The organism is Pseudomonas sp. NFACC14, assembly GCF_900106885.1.
GTDB classification, from domain to species: Bacteria; Pseudomonadota; Gammaproteobacteria; order Pseudomonadales; family Pseudomonadaceae; genus Aquipseudomonas; species Aquipseudomonas fluorescens_AA.
In genome coordinates this window covers 71544-87677 of sequence record NZ_FNOA01000007.1, presented here as the reverse complement: position 1 = coordinate 87677, position 16134 = coordinate 71544, and the positions used below count along the sequence as shown (strand labels likewise).

Sequence of the window (16134 nt, the reverse complement as noted above, 5' to 3'; positions counted from 1 at the left end):
ATAAAACTCATGTAAAAACAGCAGGAATTACGTTTGCTCCGACCGTATAGGCAGGCAAGAATCATGAAAACCTTATGCAGCTGCTCGATACGTCCTGTACTGAGCATACGTAATGTGAATGCATAGATTAGCTTTTCAGCCTGTAGGAATACATCATGATTGCCCGGTTATCGCCTCCTGAACCCCAGAAAGCGACCTATGACGCTTTTCTGAATGCGCTCCAAGTGGCGGGGTTCCAAGGCGAGATTGCCCGCGACCATGGTGACCGGACGGTATTGGCCACCGACAATTCCATCTACCAGCGCCTGCCCCAAGCGGCGGTATTTCCCCTGGATGAACAGGACGTGATGATCCTGTCGCGCCTGGCCGCCGAACCCGCGCACCGTGCGATCGTGCTCACGCCGCGCGGTGGCGGTACCGGCACCAACGGGCAATCGCTGACTGATGGTGTGGTGGTCGACCTTTCCCGCCATCTGAACAAGATCCTGGAAATCAACGTCGAGGAACGCTGGGCCAGGGTACAGAGCGGCGTGGTCAAGGATCAGTTGAACGCAGCGCTCAAGCCCTACGGTCTGTTCTTTGCCCCCGAGCTCTCGACGTCGAACCGCGCCACCATTGGCGGCATGATCAACACGGACGCGAGTGGCCAGGGCAGTTGTACCTACGGCAAGACGCGCGATCACGTGCTCGAGCTTTCGACGGTGTTGCTGGGCGGTGATCGTCTCACCAGTTCAGCCGTCGACGCCGCGCTGTTGCCGGCGCTGGTCGAACGCCGGGATCGGGTGGGGGAGGTCTACCAGTGTGCGGTGGACATCGCCGATACCCAAGCCGAGCTGATCAGGGACACCTTTCCGACACTCAACCGTTGCCTGACCGGTTATGACTTGGCCCATCTGCGCGAAGCCGATGGGCGCTTCAATCTGAACAGCGTTCTTTGCGGCTCCGAAGGGTCCCTGGGCTTCATCATCGAGGCCAAACTGAACGTCCTGCCTATCCCGAAATACTCCATCCTGGTGAACGTGCGTTACGCTGGCTTCATGGATGCCTTGCGTGACGCGAAGGCGTTGATGGCAATGAAGCCGCTGTCGATCGAGACCGTGGACTCGAAAGTGCTGATGCTGGCGATGAAGGACATCGTCTGGCACGGCGTCGCCGAGTATTTCCCTGAAGACCCTGATACGCCGACACTTGGGATCAACCTCATCGAGTTCAGCGGGGATGACGAAGCGGCGGTTCAGCAGCAGGTTCATGAGTTCGTTCGGCACCTGCAACGCGATACTTCCGTGGTCCGTTTAGGCCACACACTGGCCATCGGCGCCGATGCGCTCAAGCGTGTCTATGCGATGCGCAAGCGCGCCGTGGGGTTATTGGGCAACGTCAAGGGCGAGGCCAGGCCCCAGCCCTTTGTCGAAGACACCGCTGTTCCACCCGAACATCTGGCGGACTTCATCCAGGCGTTCCGTGCACTGCTCGATCGCCATGGCCTGCAGTACGGCATGTTCGGTCACGTCGATGCCGGGGTCTTGCATGTGCGACCGATCCTCGACATGAAGGACCCGGCCCAGGCCGCCTTGATCCGGCCGATTTCCGATGCGGTCGCGGCCTTGACGCAACAGTACGGCGGACTGTTGTGGGGCGAACATGGCAAGGGCTTGAGGTCGCAATACGTGCCCGATTACTTCGGTGATTTGTACCCTGCACTGCAAGCGCTGAAGGCGGCGTTCGATCCATTCAACCAACTCAACCCAGGCAAGATCGCCACCCCGAACACGCTGCCCGGCGCTCGATTGACCCGCGTCGATGAAGTGCAAATGCGCGGTGCCCTGGATCGCACCATCGATGAGCGTGTCTGGCAAAGCTATGACACGGCGGTTCATTGCAATGGCAATGGCGCGTGCTACAACTTCGACCCTGATGACGCCATGTGCCCGTCCTGGAAGGCGACGCGCAATCGCATTCACTCGCCCAAGGGGCGGGCGTCGCTGGTCCGCGAATGGCTGAGGTTGCAGGGCGAGCAGGGTGTCGATGTACTGGCGGCCAGCGAGCGGGTTCGAGGGGCTGGCGGGGCGCCGAGCGTTGCGCGCCGGGCCGTGAATAGCCTGGCCCGGAAAATGGGGCAGCCGGATTTTTCCCATGAGGTCTACGAGGCGATGAGCGGTTGCCTGGCCTGCAAATCCTGCGCGGGCCAATGCCCTGTGAAAGTGAATGTGCCGGAGTTCCGCTCGCGTTTCCTTGAGCTTTATCACAGTCGCTACCTGCGTCCACTCAAGGACTACCTGATTGGCTCACTGGAATACACGGTTCCGTATTTCGCCAAGATGCCGCGGCTGTACAACTTCGTGATGAGTGCCCGGCCGATCCGCTGGGGGCTCGAACGAGTCGCTGGGATGGTCGATAGCCCGCTGCTCAGCCTGGTGGATTTTGCCGCTGTGTGCCGGCGCTGGAGCGTGGAGGTGGCAACTCCGGAACGCCTGGAAGCGCTTAGTGCTGAGCAGCGTGAGAAAAGTGTCATCCTCGTTCAGGACGCTTTCACCCGGTTTTTTGAAACGCCATTGCTCGTTGATTGGGTGGAGCTGATCTCGAGGCTAGGCTACCGAGTCTTCCTGGCCCCGTACGCGCCCAACGGCAAGCCGCTTCAGGTGCAGGGTTTCCTGAAAGCGTTCGAGAAGGCCGCCAGCTTCAACGGCCAGACCTTGCTCAGCCTCCAGCAGTATCGAGTGCCATTGGTGGGGCTCGATCCGGCGATGACCCTGGTCTATCGACAGGAATATGCCAAGACACTGGATGCCGGCAACGCTCCCCAGGTGTTGCTCGCGCAGGAGTGGCTGATGGATGCCCTGCCGGAAGATGCGGCAGTGGAGGAGGGAGAGCCTTACCACTTCCTGCCCCATTGCACGGAAAAGACCAATGAGCCGGGCAGCGTCGGGCAATGGCAGAAGATTTTCCAGCGCCTGGGCCTGACGCTTCACGTACAAGCCAGCGGCTGTTGCGGAATGTCGGGCACCTACGGGCATGAAGCGCGAAACGCTGGAACGTCCGACACGATCTACAGGCAGTCCTGGAAACCGCTCCTGCAGAAACTCAATCGGTCGGGCAGGGTGGTTGCCGATGGGTACTCTTGCCGCAGCCAGGTGAAGCGGCAAGAGGGTGTGACGGTGCTTCATCCCCTGCAGGTTCTGTTGGCGCGGGTGAAAGAGTAGGCACAGATCCCCCGTGGGAGCGAGCTTGCTCGCGAAGGCGGTGGATCAGGCAATGAAGTATTTGGCGGAGCGGCCTCATCGCGAGCAAGCTCGCTCCCACAGGGGGCTGGGTAAGGCCCGAGCCTTTCGACAGGCACAGATCCTTCCAATGAGGGCTGGGTATGGCCCGGCCTTGCGACTGGGTGAAGGCGTTGTCGAGGTCGCCTGGTCTCAGGACGCGTCCTGCTGATAGGTGCAACCTACGTAGAGATCGCTGTCCTTGTTTTCGGTGGAGACCACGCGCAGGGTCGCGCCGTTGTCGAGGTTGCGCTGGTAATCCACGTAGCCGTCGGTATCCAGCGTCTTTTCCAGTTTCAGGGCGCTGGCGAATTTCTCTGCGTCGGCCTTCGGGTTGCTGCTTTTGGCCTGGAGAAAGAAGCTGAAGCGGTCGGTCATCACCAGGGTGGTCGACGACACGCCGTGCACCGTCAGCGCCGGCGAGGCTTGCCAGGCGCCGCCGCCCCACGGGGTGTGCGCTTCATCCTTGGGGAGCGTCAGTTGCTCGGCGTCAACCAGGTTGTTGAACTCGCCCACCTGCTGCGCACTGGCCTGGCACTGCGCCAGTGCCTTGAACAGATCGCTGTGGCTCGGGCCAGCGGCCGAAACAGCGAAGGTGGACAGGCACCCGGCCAGGGCGACGAGACCAAGAGAGATTTTCATGCCTACATCCTTGTTCAGTTGAATAACAGGTGATGGATACCCGAAGTCAATGGCTGCAAGCATCGGATATTGCTGCCCGGCTGCACACGGGCCTGCGCTGCAGGTTGGAAGCTTGCCATTGCTGACTTGAATAGGCCATCAGGTTATCCCTGAGGGTGGACTGTCGTAGAAACACTTTTTTGCTCATTTCTGGCACCGGTAGTCGGCGAGATAACGGTCGGCATTACCAACCCACAGGCCACCGCAGCACTGACGGCCTGTTGGCGGCTTACCGAGCCCAGCTTGCGTCGCGCATTGAGCAGGTGGAAGTCGATGGTGCGTTCGGAGCAGGTCAGGATGTGGCTGATTTCCCAGGTGGTCTTTCCTTCGCTGGCCCAGTACAGGCAGTCCATTTCCTTGGGCGTCAGGTCCTGGCGCGCTTGGGCAGGCCGTTGCAGTTGATGTCGTATCCCGGCGAGCAGGTAGGGAATGAGCATGAACAGTTGATAGACGGCAGGGTTGGAAACCCCTTTCTGTTCGGTGATCTGTGTGTCGTCGAAGGCCACGCTCAAGGTTCCCCTGAGCATTTCGTAGCGCAGTGGGATGCTCACGCCGCTGCGCAGGCCGTGTAGCTCGCGTTGCTCCCAGAAATGCCGGGAGCGTCCCCGGGCGCGCCGTCGTTCGCTGTCCCAGAAAAGCGGCACCAGCTCGCGTCGACAGTGTCTGAGTATCGGGTCGATCTCGATCAACCCATCACAGCGGTAGTGTTCCAGCCAGCGTTTGGGGAAGGTGGTGATGAGACCGGCGAGAGGGTCGGTATCCCCCGGCGTTGCCGGCCCGAGGCTGATGAGGTAGCTGCCGAAGCCGAGTTGGCGCAGTACTTTGTTCAGCAGGCGCTCCCAATCGCAACGGTTGGCATCCTTGGCGAGGCTCGTGAAGGCGGTCAGCGTAGCAGCACGCTCGGCTTGGGTCCGGCCGCAGGCGGGGGAGTGGTGTTTGTCCATAAACGGATCGCTCTAGTTGTAGCAGGAATGAAACAGTCGGAGTACAGGAAGGAAGGGGCGCATGCCCCCTCCGGATGAATCACTTGTGCACGTGACACCGGATGAAGCTGCGGAACAGGTCCAGGCCGTTTTCGGTGAGGATGCTTTCAGGGTGGAACTGCACGCCCTCCACCGGCAGGTGGCGATGGCGCACGCCCATCACATAGCCGTCGTCCGTGGATCTGGACGTGATCTCCAGGCAGTCGGGTAACGGCTGCTCGCTGATCATCAACGAGTGGTAGCGGGTCGCCCTAATCGCATGTGCCTGGGTGTGGTCATAGACGCCCTTGCCGTCGTTCTCGATCGTGCTCACCTTGCCGTGCATCACGTGTGGGGCCCGGCAAACCTGGGCACCGAAGGCCAGGCCGATGGCCTGGTGACCCAGGCACACACCCAGCAGCGGCAGGCGTCCCTGAAAGTGCCTGATCACTTCGATGTAGCCCACATCGGCCGGATGCCCAGGCCCAGGGCCCAGCACGCAGAAATCCGGTGAGAACGCTTCAATGCGCTGGATGAGGTCCGGTATGTCGTGACGCTCGACGTGGGTTTCCAGCCCCAGTTGTTCCAGGTATTGGCTGATGATGAAGACGAAGCTGTCATAGGCGTCGATCAAGAATACTTTCACAGTGCGATCTCCTGGCCGGTCACTGCCCGATAGACGGAACCCATCTTGTACAGTGTCTCTTTCCACTCAAGCTCTGGCACCGAATCGGCCACCACTCCGGCGGACGCACGCAAGTGGTACGTACCCTCATCGAAGACCGTCGAGCGAATGCACAATGCGGTGTTGACGCTGCCATCGAAACCGACCAGGCCCAGGGCCCCGGCATAAATGCCCCGGCGGTTGCTTTCCATCCCTTCGATCAGCTCCATCGCTCTGACCTTGGGCGCGCCGGACATGGTGCCCGCGGGGAACGAGGCCTTGATCACGTCGAAGGCATCCAGGCCCGGGCGCAGCAAGCCGCGAACGTTCGACACCATGTGGTAGAGGTGCGAGTACTCTTCCACCAGCATGAACTCATCGACCTCCAGCGAGCCGGCCTGGCACACGCGACCGATATCGTTGCGACACAGGTCTATGAGCATCAGGTGTTCGGCGCGCTCCTTCTCGGAGCGGGTCAGCTCCAGGACCAACTGAGTCGGATCGACGCCAGGCTTCTTGCCCACGGTGCCGGCGATCGGGCGCATCTCGATCAAGTCGTCCTTGATCCTGACGAACAGCTCGGGGCTGGCGCCGATCAGGTCGATGCCGCCTACGTGGGCCAGGTACATGTAGGGGGAAGGGTTGCGCAGGCGCAGGTTCTGGTACACGTCGAACGGCGAAACCTGCGAGCGGATGCGAATCTCATGACCGAGCTGGATCTGGTAGACGTCGCCGGCGCGGATGTGCTCCATCGCCACTTCGACACGCTCGACGAATTGCTCCGGGGTCACCGTGCGCTCTTCCTCGAAGCCCTCGGGGTATGGTGGCGGGGCCAGTGCCTCGGATGCCGGGGTTGTGCTCAGGAAGGGGTAGTCCTCCAGCGTGCGGGGCGACCAGAGATCGTGGTTATTGATCAAGGTTTCGACGATGCCATTGCTGTGGAAATAAACCAGGGTCTGATAGACCGACAGGGCAATGAGCGGGTAGTCGTAGGTCTGTTTGGCCAGATCGGGAAGTCGCTCGATCAGGCGAACGCAGTCGTAGGAGAAATAGCCAAAGAATGCCAGGCTGGAAGGGGCATTGGATGCAGGTTGGAACGTTGCCTGGATCGCCCGGAGCAGGTTCCACGCAGCCTCGCTGTCGGGTAGATGGATCTTGTGTTCCGGATCGACCTGCATGCCCGCTTGCCGCAGGCTGGCGGACAAATGTTCACACAGGGCGGCGCAGCCTCTCAGTTGGGCCTGGCCCTCATTGATACACACTTCGAAAAGCGGTTCGAGCCCGACGATCGTCGCCCGGCGATCACGGCTTGGGCCGGACAGTGATTCAAGAATGAAAACAGACTCGCGACCCAGTTTTTCCAGTGCATTTGCATATATGCCAAGTGTATCCGTAGGTCGACGTTCTTCACGGCGAAGAACATTCACGCCAATTAAATTTTTATTCATGGTTAATACCATATTCAAGGTGTAACGATTCAGGCGCTCGATTAAGAGAGCGCCACGGGAATATAAAGCGCGCGGGCACTTTAAATACGAGTTGACGGATATTCTGAATAGACGGGACGGACGCTGTTCATGTCGCGCGCACTAAAAAGCTTGCAATGGATTGCAGCCAATTGTTGCGCAGGGCACAAGGCGCGAGCGCCTTCGATTTCAGAGGGGAAAGATCAGGACGTTGCTGGCAGGCAGCAGACAGGCTCCGGTCTTCGCTGGATTAGCGACGCCAGATATTGCTTTTGAAGATGGCCAGAATGGCCCGGGAACAGCTGTCGGGATAGCTGTGGGAGGAACTGATAGCAGAAAGGTGATAGTACATTTTTAGACATCCCAGTCTTGGCTAAGCACTGCGGGAATAATTGGCAGTGCGGCGAAATTACCAGTGTGCCCTAGGGCTGTCAACTGCTGAGGGCATATTAATCTTTCATTCATTTCTGAATGTCGACGGGGGCCCTACGCGTATGTAATCGCGCGTGCCTTTAACAAGAAACTCGTGCGCGCACAACTGCGAGATAGCGCAGCTGGGTATTTATAAGTTCTGTTACTAACGTAGCGGCCGTTGAGTTCCAGTAACCCATCAAACCTGAGCGGCTGAAATGAAAGAGCATTTAGAGACATTCAAGAAGCGGTACGACCCGATTCATCATGCCTATTGGACCGATGTCCTCAGTGACACCGAGCTGGCGGCCTGGCACCAACAGTCGCTTCCAGGCGTTTCTGGAGCGAGTCGGTTATGGCTTCCTGCGGCCTCGGGAGCGTCCGCTGCGCGACAAACTCGCGGCAATTGCGGTCGTCGGCCGACGCTATGGACACACGGCGGTTTTCTCCCAGGTCGCCCTGAACGTGCTGCCCAACAAAATGATTCTGGTCGGCTCGGGATTTCCGCCGTTCTTCCAGACCCTATCTTGAACGGGGCGCCAATGTGGTGGCGGCCATCACAGGGTTCATTGCAACGTCCAGAGGGCAGGAGGAATCGATCAAAGCCTGGCCGCCAAAGTCCCCTTTCTGACCTCCCATAGCCTCAACAGCCGGGTATAGCTGCCGTAACGTGCACTTGACTGCGCGCGAAGGAGCGTCCTGATGAACCGTAGAACCTTTATGCTCGGCACCGTGGGAGTGGGGGCGTTGATGGCAGGGGCGGGCGCGCTGTTGCGTCCGAGCGACCGGGGCAGTCCCTACAACGAGTACTTCCGCGCGCTGAACCAGGAGCTGAAGGTCCATGGGCCGATGCGGCCGGTGATGCTGATCGACCTCGATGGGCTCGATCACAACATCGATGTGGTCATGCAATCGGTCAAACGTGCCGGCAAACACTTGCGCCTGGTGGAGAAGTCCCTGCCGTCAGCGGGGTTGTTGGCGTACATCGCCAAACGGACCGATAGCCAGCGGCTGATGTCCTTTCACCAGCCATTCCTCAATCAGGATGCGGTGACCTTTCCCGAGGCCGACCTCTTGCTCGGCAAGCCTTTACCGGTACGCTCGGCCGAGGTGTTTTACCAAACCCACAAGGGAACCTTCGACCCTTCCAGGCAACTGCAATGGCTGCTCGATACCCCCCGGCGGCTGATGGATTACCTGGCATTGGCGCAGGGCCTGGGCATCCGGCTGCGGGTCAATATCGAGCTGGATGTCGGCCTGCATCGCGGCGGAGTCGCTGACCAGGCGGTGCTCGGCGAGATGCTGAGGCTGATCAGTGCCCATCCGCAGCATCTCGAATTTTCAGGCTTCATGGGTTATGACCCGTTTGTCGGCATGGGCGTGCCCCGGATCCTCGGTTCGTCCCAGGCGTTGTTCGACCAGGTGATGGTCATTTACAACGGTCATGTGAACTACGTACGTGAGCATTTTCCGGCGCTTTGGCACGACGGGCTCACGCTCAATACCGCCGGCAGCCCCAGCTACCGCATACACGAACAGGAGCGCTTGAGCAGCGAGGTCTCGGTGGGGACGGCGTTTCTCAAGCCGACCCATTACGACTTGCCATCGCTGGCCGAGCATGTGCCGGCGGCCTTTATCGCAACGCCGGTGTTGAAGAGCACCGGGGCCGTCAATTTCCCCGCTTTGGATGACAAGTCCCGATTGTTCTCCTGGTGGAATCCGAATCAGCGCGGAACCTTCTTCATCTATGGCGGCAACTGGATGGCCGAGTTCGAGTCCCCCTCGGGGCTGCAAAGTAACGAACTCTATGGCCGCAGTTCCAACCAGGAAATGGTCAACGGCTCACCGGCCGTGGGGCTGAACGTGGAGGACCAGGTGTTTTTACGGCCGACCCAGACTGAGTCCGTGCTGCTGCAGTTTGGCGACTTGCTGGCCGTGCGCGGGGGGAAGATTGTCGAAACCTGGCCGGTGTATTGATTGGCGCTTCACCGGCGCAACCCTCCATCGTGCTTGGCCGGCAAAGCGATTGCTCAAAGCCTGCCGCGCAACAGAAACAGCACCAGCGCCACCAGGCAGGCCGTCGCCTGGATCCCACCCAGCGTCGTGACCGGTGCGAAGCTCAAGACCGAGGCCAGCCAGGTGGTCAGCGCAGCCGCGCCCATGGAGAGAAAACCCAGCAGTGCGGAGGCCATCCCGGCTTCTTTGCCGAAAGGGCCCATGGTGATCGCCGTGCCCAGCGGATTGGCCAGGCCCATGCCCCAAAGGAAAGTGACCATCGAGAGGGCATACCACCACAGGCCAGGCACGGCCGGACCTACCAGAAGCAGGCCACCGCCGATCATGGCGCAGGCGATGCCCAGGAGCGTGATGACTTGAGTGCCATGACGATGGGCCAGGCGGGGGGCCGCCATGCCGGCGGCGAACACGACGAATACCGTAGAGGCGAAATACAGGCCGGTCTGCACCGACGTCAGGCCGATGCCTTGCATCAGGATGGCGGGCGCCGCCGCGAACGAGGCGAACAGGCCGCTCATCAGCAGGCTCATTGAGAGGGCTGGGAGGATGAAGCGCTTATCCAGTACCAATCGGCGATAGGCGAGTACCACGCTCTTGGCCGAGTGGGGCGCCCGGCGATCGGCGGGATGGGTTTCTCCGAGGTCGCGCACGTAGAAAAACGCCAGTACCACGGCGGCCAGTCCCACCAGGATGAAGATGGCACGCCAGCCGAGCGTGACGGCCAGTATGCTGCCGGCCAACGGCGAAAACCCCGGCGCCGCGGCGGTGGCGATCATCGTCAGCGACAGGGCGCGGGCGAGCGTCTCGCCTTCGAACAGATCCCGAGCGATGGCGCGCGACAGCACCGAGGCCGCGCACACGCCCAGCGCCTGCACGACGCGTCCGGCGATCAGCACATCGAGGGTGCTGGCCAGGCCGGCGACGACGGTGCCGACCACGAACACTGACAAGCCGCCCAGCACCAGTTTCTGGCGTCCGTAGCGGTCGGCCAGTGGCCCGACCACCAGTTGGCCCAAGGCGAAGGTGATGAAGAAACTGGACAGCGTCAGGCCGAGCTCGCGAGCGGTCACGCCCAGGTCTTCACCGATCGCCGCAAAGGCCGGGAGGATGATGTTGGTGGAGAGCATGCTGATCGCCGCCAGGCCCGCGAGCAGCGCCACGACTTTGCCGGTCAATGGTTGTGTGGAGGCGTGCGGTTGCCTATCGGTGATCGCCAATGAAGGTCTGGCTTCCATACGTCATCTCCTGCGCGGGTGGAGGGCGTGCCTCGACCTGAGTCTGCGGCCCGTGGCGGTTCACATGATGGTCATAATATTCGACCAAATATGATGATCATCATCTCAGGCGTCAAGCTAAATATTGGCGGTTCGAATTTCGTGACAGGAATCATCCGCGCGCTGTCTGCCACCGGACAGTTGATCAACAAGGTTGTCACCATGCAGGCATTTCCCGTGAACGAATGCATGTCTAACTTGCTGTAAATAAAAGACTTATTACTTGGCACGAATCGTGTTGATAGAGCAGTAAGAAGCACTCGGAAGGGGTGCTGAATCTATCGAGCAGGAGTTCCCATGCCACGTGAAATTCGATTGAATGCCTTTGAGATGAACTGTGTGGGTCACCAGTCGCCCGGTCTCTGGAGGCATCCCAAGGATCGCGCCTGGCAGTACAAGGACCTGGATTACTGGACCGACCTGGCCAAGCTGTTGGAGCGCGGCAAGTTCGACGGCATCTTCATCGCCGATGTGATTGGTATCTACGATGTGCTCGGTGGCAATGGCGATGCGGCCATCCGCCAGGCGACGCAGGTGCCGGTCAACGATCCCTTGGCGTTGATCACGCCGATGGCGCTGGTGACCGAACACCTGGGCTTCGGCCTCACCGCCTCGTTGACCTTCGAGCACCCTTATCCCTTCGCCCGTCGCCTGTCCACGCTGGACCACCTGACCAAGGGGCGCATCGGTTGGAACATCGTCACCTCGTACCTCGACAGCGGGGCGCGCAACCTCGGGCAGAAAGCCTTGAGCGATCATGATGCGCGCTATGACTACGCCGATGAATACCTGGAGGTGCTCTACAAGTTGTTCGAAGGCAGTTGGGAAGAGGGCGCGGTGGTGCGCGACCGTGAGCGCGGCATCTTCAGCGACCCGAGCAAGGTCCATGAGATCCGTCACCAGGGCAAGCACTTCCAGGTGCCGGGCATCCACCTCTGCGAGCCGTCGCCGCAGCGCACGCCGGTGCTCTATCAAGCGGGAGCGTCGAGTCGTGGCAAGGACTTCGCCGCCGGCCACGCGGAGTGTGTGTTCGTTGCCGCGCCGTCCAAGGTGATCCTGAAGAAGACCGTGGCCGATATCCGCCGGCGTGCTGCCGAAGCCGGACGCGATCCACGCAAGGTGCTGATCTTCAACCTGCAGACGGTGATCGTCGACGAGACCGACGCCAAGGCGCAGGCCAAGTGGCAGGAACTGAAATCCTACAGCAGCTATGAGGGCGCGCTGGCGCTGATCTCCGGTTGGACCGGTATCGATTTCGGTCAGTACCGGCCCGACCAGGTGCTCAAGCACATTCATACCAACGCCATCCAATCGGCCGTGGAAACCTTTTCTACCGCCGACCCGGACAAGCAGTGGACCGTCCAGGAGCTGGCCGACTGGGTCGGTATCGGCGGCTTCGGCCCGTTGATTGTCGGCAGCGCGCAAACCGTGGCCGACGAGCTGCAGGCCTGGGTCGAGGACACCGATGTGGACGGTTTCAACCTGGCCTACGCCTTGGCCCACGAAACCTTCCGCGATGTGGTTGAGTTGCTGGTGCCCGAGTTGCAACAGCGCGGTGCGTACAAGACCGAATACCGCCCCGGTACCTTGCGCGACAAGCTGTTCGGCGACGGTCCGCGATTGCCCGCTAACCACCCTGGCGCCGGCTATCGGGACTTGAAGCGCCTCGCCCCGCGCAGCCGCCTCGCTGAACCGGCCTTGGCCGGTGAGGAGTAAGCGCATGAGTGTCTACGAACTCAATTCGCCACTGCTCGACCGAGTCACGGACAGCGCCCTGGCGGCCTTGCAACGCTGGGCCAGGGAACGACCGACGCAGATCGCCCTGCGCCATCGGCGCCTCGGTCTCTGGAAGGCCTGGCGTTGGATCGATGTGCAGCGCGAGGTCGAGCGGGTGTGCGATGGCTTGCGCCAGCAGGGCTTCGCCCCTGGCGCGCGGCTGGCCCTCAGTGGTGCCTTCGAGCCGAGCCTGCTGATCCTGGCACTGGCCGCGCGCCAACTGGGTGGGCACAGCGTAGTGATCGACCGCGACAGCCGGGGTGAGGACCTACAACGTCAGCTACGCCTGACCCGCCCGGCGTTCGCCTTTGTCCAGCGTCGCGAAAGCGTATCGCACTGGCTGCAGTGCGGCCTGGACGAGGAGTGGCCGCTGCGGCTGTATTCGGCCCAGGTCAACGTAGCGAATCGTGGTCTGTGGCAGGTGCAGTCGCTGTCGGTGCTGTTCGTCACCGAGGCGCCGACCGCACAACGCCAGGGCTGGGCCGAGGACGCAGTGGTGTGGGTCGATGAAGGCACCGAGTGGCGCGATGGCCTGGCCCACTTGTTCAGTCGCTGGCTGGAGGGCGAAGGCTTGGCGTTTCCGGAAACGCGCGAGTCAGCCAGTCGCGATCGTCGCGAGATCGCCCCCACAGCCTTGCTGCTGTCCGCCGTGCGAGTCGAATCCCTGGCGGCGGAAATCGAAGCTCGCCTGCCACTTCCAGGCAGTTGGCGCCGACGCCTGTGCGAATGGACCCTGGACGATCCGCGGCGTGGCCTGCGCCGCTGGCTCAAGGCGCGGGTACGGCACCTGCTCGGCTTCCAGCGACTGCGCCGGATCGAAGTGCCGAGCGCGCCCGCAGACGCGGTGCTGCAAGGCCCCGCACGCCAATCGTGGTTGCAGGAGTACCTGGAGCGAGCGGCATGAGTGCGCTGCTGGAGGTGCGCAATGTGTCGCTGTCGTTCCAGGGCGTGAAAGCGATTTCCGACCTTTCGTTCAGCGTCAAGCTTGGCGAGATCTGCGCGCTGATCGGGCCGAACGGCGCGGGCAAGAGTTCGCTGCTGAACATCCTCAACGGCGTCTACCGGGCCGACGCCGGCCAGTTGTTCTTCGCCGCCGAACCGTTGCGCCGCCCGCATCCGCTGAAGGCGGCGCGACTCGGTATCGGTCGGACGTTCCAGAACAATGCGCTGTTCAAGAAAATGAGCGTGGTGGACAACCTGCTCACCGGCCTGTCGCGCTTCCAGCGGACGTTTTTTCTCGAACAGGCCTTGGGCTTGCCGCGTGCCCGGCGCGAGGCGCGGGCGTTCGCCGAGCGTGCCGAGCAGGTGCTGGAATTTCTCGAGTTGCAGGCCTGGCGCGACGTCGCCGTGGGCAGCCTGGCCTACGGCCTGCAGAAGCGCGTGGAGCTGGGCCGGGCATTGATCGCGCAGCCAACGCTGCTGTTGCTCGACGAGCCGATGGCCGGCATGAACGCCGAGGAGAAACAGGACATGAGCCGCTTCATCGCCGATATCAATCGTGATCTTGGCACCACGGTGATTCTCATCGAGCACGACATCCAGGTGGTCATGGGCTTGTCCAGCCATGTGGTGGTGCTGGATTACGGACGCAAGGTCGGCGACGGCTCGCCGGCCGAAGTCCAGGCCAATCCCGATGTGATCGCTGCCTACCTGGGGACGCCTCGCCCATGAACTTCTTTCTGGAAACCCTGATCGGCGGGCTGCTGGCCGGCACCTTGTATTCGCTGGTAGCCATCGGTTTCGTGCTGATCTACAAGGCCAGCGGCGTGTTCAATTTCGCCCAGGGCGCCATGCTGTTGTTCGCCGCGCTGACCTTCGTCAGCTTGCGCGAACAGGGCCTGTCCTTTGCCCTGGCGTTGCTCCTGACGGTGTTGGTGATGGTCGTCGGCGCGCTGTTGATCGAGCGCCTGGTATTGCGGCCGTTGGTCAACCGTTCGCAGATTACCCTGTTCATGGCCACCCTCGGCCTGTCGTTCATTATCGAAGGCCTGGCCCAAGGGTTGATGGGCGCCCAGGTGCGCGCCCTGGACCTGGGCATCGAGGACGTCCCGCTGTTCGTCGGCGAGATCATGATCAGCCAGTTCGACCTGATCGCCGCCGGGGTGTCCGCGCTGACCGTGGCGGTGCTGGCCCTGCTGTTCAACAAGACCCGCATCGGTGTTGCCCTGCGCGCCGTGGCCGACGACACCCGTGCAGCGCTGTCGCTGGGCATCAACCTCAACCGCATCTGGCAGATCGTCTGGGCCGTGGCCGGGGTGGTCGGGCTGGTCGCGGGGCTGCTCTGGGGCGCGCGCCAGGGCGTGCAGTTCTCGCTTTCGCTGGTGGTGCTCAAGGCGTTGCCGGTACTGATCATCGGGGGCTTCACCTCGATTGGCGGGGCCATCGTCGGCGGGCTGATCGTCGGCGCCGCCGAGAACCTCGCCGAGGCCTGTATCGGCCCGCTGATCGGCGGCGGCATCACGCCCTGGTTCGCCTATTTCCTCGCCTTGATCTTCCTCTACATCCGACCGGCCGGCCTGTTCGGCGACCGGATCATTGAACGGGTATGACGCCATGACCGCTACTGTTCCGCGCCTGACTGCCAGCTTCGACGAGGCGCCGCTGACCCTGGTGCGCCGGCGCTGGCGGCCGGGCCTGCTGCTGTTGCTGCTGGTGGCCTTTGTCGGCCTGCCGTGGCTGGGCAACGACTATTGGCTCAACGCGATCCTGATTCCGTTCCTGGTGCTGTCGCTGGCCGGCCTGGGGTTGAACCTGCTGACCGGCTACACCGGCCAGACGTCGGTCGGCGCCGCCGGCTTCATGGCGGTGGGCGCGTTCGTCACCTACGGCCTGCTGCTGCGCGTACCCGGATTGCCGCTGCCACTGGCGCTGATAGGCGGTGGTTTGATCGCCGGGCTGGTGGGGTTGCTGTTCGGCATCCCCAGCTCGCGGATCAAGGGCTTCTACCTGATGGTCACGACGCTGGCCGCGCAGTTCTTCCTGGAATGGGTATTCGCCAAGTTCCCCTGGTTCTACAACTACGCCTCGTCCGGCACCATCAGCGCGCCACGCCTGGAGCTGTTGGGCCATAACCTGACCACCCCAGTCGGTCGCTACCTGTTGACCCTCAGTTGCGTGGTGCTGCTGACCTGGATAGCAGCCAACCTGGTGCGCAGCCAGGTCGGCCGCAACTGGATGGCGATCCGTGACATGGACACCGCTGCCGCCGTGATCGGCATTCCTGTGGAGCGCTACAAGCGCCTGGCCTTCGCGGTCAGTTCGTTCTACCTGGGCATCGCCGGGGCGCTCTGGGCGTTCGCCTACCTGGGCACGGCCAGTGCCGGCAGCTTCGACATCAACCGCTCGTTCCAGATTCTGTTCATCATCATTATCGGCGGCATGGGCAGCATCGCCGGCAGTTTCATCGGCGCGGCCTTCATCAGCCTTGTGCCAATCCTGCTCAGCCATGCCGGGCAATGGCTGTTCAACGGCAACGTCGACGCCGGGCAATTGCAGAACCTGCAGAAGGTGCTTTTCGGCGGCCTGATCATCTGGTTCCTGATCAAGGAACCGGAAGGGCTGGCCCGCCTGCTTGGCGACTTGCGCGAACGCATCAGGGTCTGGCCGCTGCGGTTCTGAGCGCCGATC

The 16134-nt window shown here is 61.8% G+C and carries 13 protein-coding genes and 1 pseudogene; 9 read left to right on the top strand and 5 right to left on the bottom strand.

What is annotated here, in order from left to right; genetic code table 11:
* Positions 1–155: 155 nt before the first annotated feature.
* Complete coding sequence (locus BLU85_RS13250; RefSeq protein WP_092203531.1) at positions 156–3200, top strand: D-2-hydroxyglutarate dehydrogenase YdiJ; 3045 nt, start codon at positions 156–158, stop codon at positions 3198–3200.
* Between the two features lie 210 nt (positions 3201–3410).
* Here BLU85_RS13250 and BLU85_RS13245 read toward each other — a convergent pair whose 3' ends face one another.
* From BLU85_RS13245 to BLU85_RS13230, 4 genes are all read right to left on the bottom strand, one after another.
* Positions 3411–3899 carry a hypothetical protein gene (locus BLU85_RS13245; RefSeq protein WP_092203535.1) on the bottom strand — a complete coding sequence of 163 codons (489 nt, stop codon included), beginning with the start codon at positions 3897–3899 and terminating at the stop codon, positions 3411–3413.
* 143 nt (positions 3900–4042) lie between these two features.
* The gene (locus BLU85_RS13240; protein WP_092203537.1) at positions 4043–4882 is read right to left on the bottom strand and encodes a helix-turn-helix transcriptional regulator; all 840 of its coding nucleotides are present in this window, start codon (positions 4880–4882) and stop codon (positions 4043–4045) included.
* A gap of 79 nt (positions 4883–4961) precedes the next feature.
* A complete protein-coding gene (locus BLU85_RS13235; RefSeq protein WP_092203539.1) occupies positions 4962–5546 on the bottom strand; it encodes an anthranilate synthase component II in 585 nt (194 codons plus the stop codon).
* Complete coding sequence (locus tag BLU85_RS13230; protein WP_092203541.1) at positions 5543–7012, bottom strand: anthranilate synthase component I family protein; 1470 nt, start codon at positions 7010–7012, stop codon at positions 5543–5545. The genes BLU85_RS13235 and BLU85_RS13230 overlap by 4 nt, the downstream gene beginning before the upstream one ends.
* Positions 7013–7753: 741 nt before the next feature.
* On the opposite strand from BLU85_RS13230, the pseudogene BLU85_RS13225 reads away from it, so the two are divergent.
* Together BLU85_RS13225 and BLU85_RS13220 are read left to right on the top strand one after the other, a co-directional pair.
* Positions 7754–7963, top strand: a pseudogene (locus BLU85_RS13225) (flavodoxin family protein); the annotation flags it as partial.
* A 249-nt stretch (positions 7964–8212) separates the two neighbouring features.
* On the top strand, positions 8213–9418 hold the full coding sequence (locus BLU85_RS13220) for a DSD1 family PLP-dependent enzyme (protein ID WP_170847621.1): 1206 nt from the start codon (positions 8213–8215) through the stop codon (positions 9416–9418).
* A 53-nt stretch (positions 9419–9471) separates the two neighbouring features.
* On the opposite strand, the gene BLU85_RS13215 is transcribed toward BLU85_RS13220, so the two are convergent.
* Positions 9472–10692, bottom strand: a complete 1221-nt coding sequence (locus BLU85_RS13215; protein ID WP_092203545.1) for a multidrug effflux MFS transporter — start codon at positions 10690–10692, stop codon at positions 9472–9474.
* 90 nt (positions 10693–10782) lie between these two features.
* Between BLU85_RS13215 and BLU85_RS31150 the strand changes: the two genes are divergently transcribed.
* The 6 genes from BLU85_RS31150 (at position 10783) to BLU85_RS13190 (ending at position 16125) form a co-directional block, all read left to right on the top strand.
* Positions 10783–10938, top strand: a complete 156-nt coding sequence (locus tag BLU85_RS31150) for a hypothetical protein (RefSeq protein WP_170847619.1) — start codon at positions 10783–10785, stop codon at positions 10936–10938.
* A gap of 90 nt (positions 10939–11028) precedes the next feature.
* Positions 11029–12447: an LLM class flavin-dependent oxidoreductase gene (locus BLU85_RS13210; RefSeq protein ID WP_092203547.1), complete on the top strand. Its 1419-nt coding sequence runs from the start codon at positions 11029–11031 to the stop codon at positions 12445–12447.
* A 4-nt stretch (positions 12448–12451) separates the two neighbouring features.
* On the top strand, positions 12452–13411 hold the full coding sequence (locus tag BLU85_RS13205) for an AMP-binding protein (protein ID WP_092203549.1): 960 nt from the start codon (positions 12452–12454) through the stop codon (positions 13409–13411).
* Positions 13408–14178, top strand: a complete 771-nt coding sequence (locus BLU85_RS13200; RefSeq protein WP_092203551.1) for an ABC transporter ATP-binding protein — start codon at positions 13408–13410, stop codon at positions 14176–14178. The genes BLU85_RS13205 and BLU85_RS13200 overlap by 4 nt, the downstream gene beginning before the upstream one ends.
* Entirely contained in the window at positions 14175–15056 is an 882-nt protein-coding gene (locus BLU85_RS13195; protein ID WP_092203553.1) for a branched-chain amino acid ABC transporter permease, read from the top strand. Before BLU85_RS13200 ends, BLU85_RS13195 begins: the two co-directional genes overlap by 4 nt.
* 4 nt (positions 15057–15060) lie before the next feature.
* Positions 15061–16125 (top strand): branched-chain amino acid ABC transporter permease, encoded by a 1065-nt coding sequence (locus BLU85_RS13190; protein WP_092203555.1) that lies wholly within the window; start codon positions 15061–15063, stop codon positions 16123–16125.
* Positions 16126–16134: the final 9 nt, after the last annotated feature.

Excerpts from the sequence above, each read along its gene's own strand:
- BLU85_RS13250 (WP_092203531.1), top strand. The coding sequence starts at position 156 with ATGATTGCCCGGTTATCGCCTCCTGAACCCCAGAAAGCGACCTATGAC.
- BLU85_RS13245 (WP_092203535.1), bottom strand. The coding sequence starts at position 3,899 with ATGAAAATCTCTCTTGGTCTCGTCGCCCTGGCCGGGTGCCTGTCCACC.
- BLU85_RS13240 (WP_092203537.1), bottom strand. The coding sequence starts at position 4,882 with ATGGACAAACACCACTCCCCCGCCTGCGGCCGGACCCAAGCCGAGCGT.
- BLU85_RS13230 (WP_092203541.1), bottom strand. The coding sequence starts at position 7,012 with ATGAATAAAAATTTAATTGGCGTGAATGTTCTTCGCCGTGAAGAACGT.
- BLU85_RS13215 (WP_092203545.1), bottom strand. The coding sequence starts at position 10,692 with ATGGAAGCCAGACCTTCATTGGCGATCACCGATAGGCAACCGCACGCC.
- BLU85_RS31150 (WP_170847619.1), top strand. The coding sequence starts at position 10,783 with ATGATGATCATCATCTCAGGCGTCAAGCTAAATATTGGCGGTTCGAAT.
- BLU85_RS13210 (WP_092203547.1), top strand. The coding sequence starts at position 11,029 with ATGCCACGTGAAATTCGATTGAATGCCTTTGAGATGAACTGTGTGGGT.
- BLU85_RS13205 (WP_092203549.1), top strand. The coding sequence starts at position 12,452 with ATGAGTGTCTACGAACTCAATTCGCCACTGCTCGACCGAGTCACGGAC.
- BLU85_RS13200 (WP_092203551.1), top strand. The coding sequence starts at position 13,408 with ATGAGTGCGCTGCTGGAGGTGCGCAATGTGTCGCTGTCGTTCCAGGGC.
- BLU85_RS13195 (WP_092203553.1), top strand. The coding sequence starts at position 14,175 with ATGAACTTCTTTCTGGAAACCCTGATCGGCGGGCTGCTGGCCGGCACC.
- BLU85_RS13190 (WP_092203555.1), top strand. The coding sequence starts at position 15,061 with ATGACCGCTACTGTTCCGCGCCTGACTGCCAGCTTCGACGAGGCGCCG.